The organism is Staphylococcus sp. HMSC062H10, assembly GCF_001836945.1.
Classification (GTDB): Bacteria; Bacillota; Bacilli; order Staphylococcales; family Staphylococcaceae; genus Staphylococcus; species Staphylococcus aureus.
In genome coordinates this window covers 566-1,915 of record NZ_KV830974.1, presented here as the reverse complement: position 1 = coordinate 1,915, position 1,350 = coordinate 566, and the positions used below count along the sequence as shown (strand labels likewise).

The 1,350-nt window shown below is 32.1% G+C and carries 1 protein-coding gene; it reads left to right on the top strand.

The genetic code is table 11. The features are described 5' to 3' along the window. On the top strand, positions 1-1,350 hold a 1,350-nt coding region (locus HMPREF2658_RS06440), incomplete at both ends, for an SdrD B-like domain-containing protein (protein WP_176747425.1).

Below are 1,350 nucleotides of genomic sequence, written 5' to 3'. Positions count from 1 at the left end.
TATGGGAAGATACAAATAAAAACGGTGTTCAAGAATTAGGAGAAAAAGGCGTTGGCAATGTAACTGTAACTGTATTTGATAATAATACAAATACAAAAGTAGGAGAAGCAGTTACTAAAGAAGATGGGTCATATTTGATTCCAAACTTACCTAATGGAGATTACCGTGTAGAATTTTCAAATTTACCACAAGGTTATGAGGTAACTCCTTCAAAACAAGGTAATAACGAAGAATTAGATTCAAACGGTGTATCATCAGTGATAACAGTTAATGGCAAAGATAATTTATCTGCTGACTTAGGTATTTACAAACCTAAATACAATCTAGGTGACTATGTATGGGAAGATACAAATAAAAATGGTATTCAAGATCAAGATGAAAAAGGTATATCTGGCGTAACGGTAACATTAAAAGATGAAAACGGTAACGTGTTAAAAACAGTTACAACAGACGCTGATGGCAAATATAAATTTACTGATTTAGATAATGGTAATTATAAAGTTGAATTTACTACACCAGAAGGCTATACACCGACTACAGTAACATCTGGTAGCGATATTGAAAAAGACTCTAATGGTTTAACAACAACAGGTGTTATTAATGGTGCTGATAACATGACATTAGATAGTGGATTCTACAAAACACCAAAATATAATTTAGGTAATTATGTATGGGAAGATACAAATAAAGATGGTAAGCAGGATTCAACTGAAAAAGGTATTTCAGGCGTAACAGTTACATTGAAAAATGAAAACGGTGAAGTTTTACAAACAACTAAAACAGATAAAGATGGTAAATATCAATTTACTGGATTAGAAAATGGAACATACAAAGTTGAATTCGAAACACCATTAGGTTACACACCAACACAAGTAGGTTCAGGAACTGATGAAGGCATAGATTCAAATGGTACATCAACAACTGGTGTCATTAAAGATAAAGATAACGATACTATTGACTCTGGTTTCTACAAACCGACTTACAACTTAGGTGACTATGTATGGGAAGATACAAATAAAAACGGTGTTCAAGATAAAGATGAAAAGGGCATTTCAGGTGTAACTGTTACGTTAAAAGATGAAAACGACAAAGTTTTAAAAACAGTAACAACAGATGAAAATGGTAAATATCAATTTACTGATTTAAACAATGGAACTTATAAAGTTGAATTCGAGACACCATCAGGTTATACACCAACTTCAGTAACTTCTGGAAATGATACTGAAAAAGATTCTAATGGTTTAACAACAACAGGTGTCATTAAAGATGCAGATAACATGACATTAGACAGTGGTTTCTACAAAACGCCAAAATATAGTTTAGGTGATTATGTTTGGTACGACAGTAATA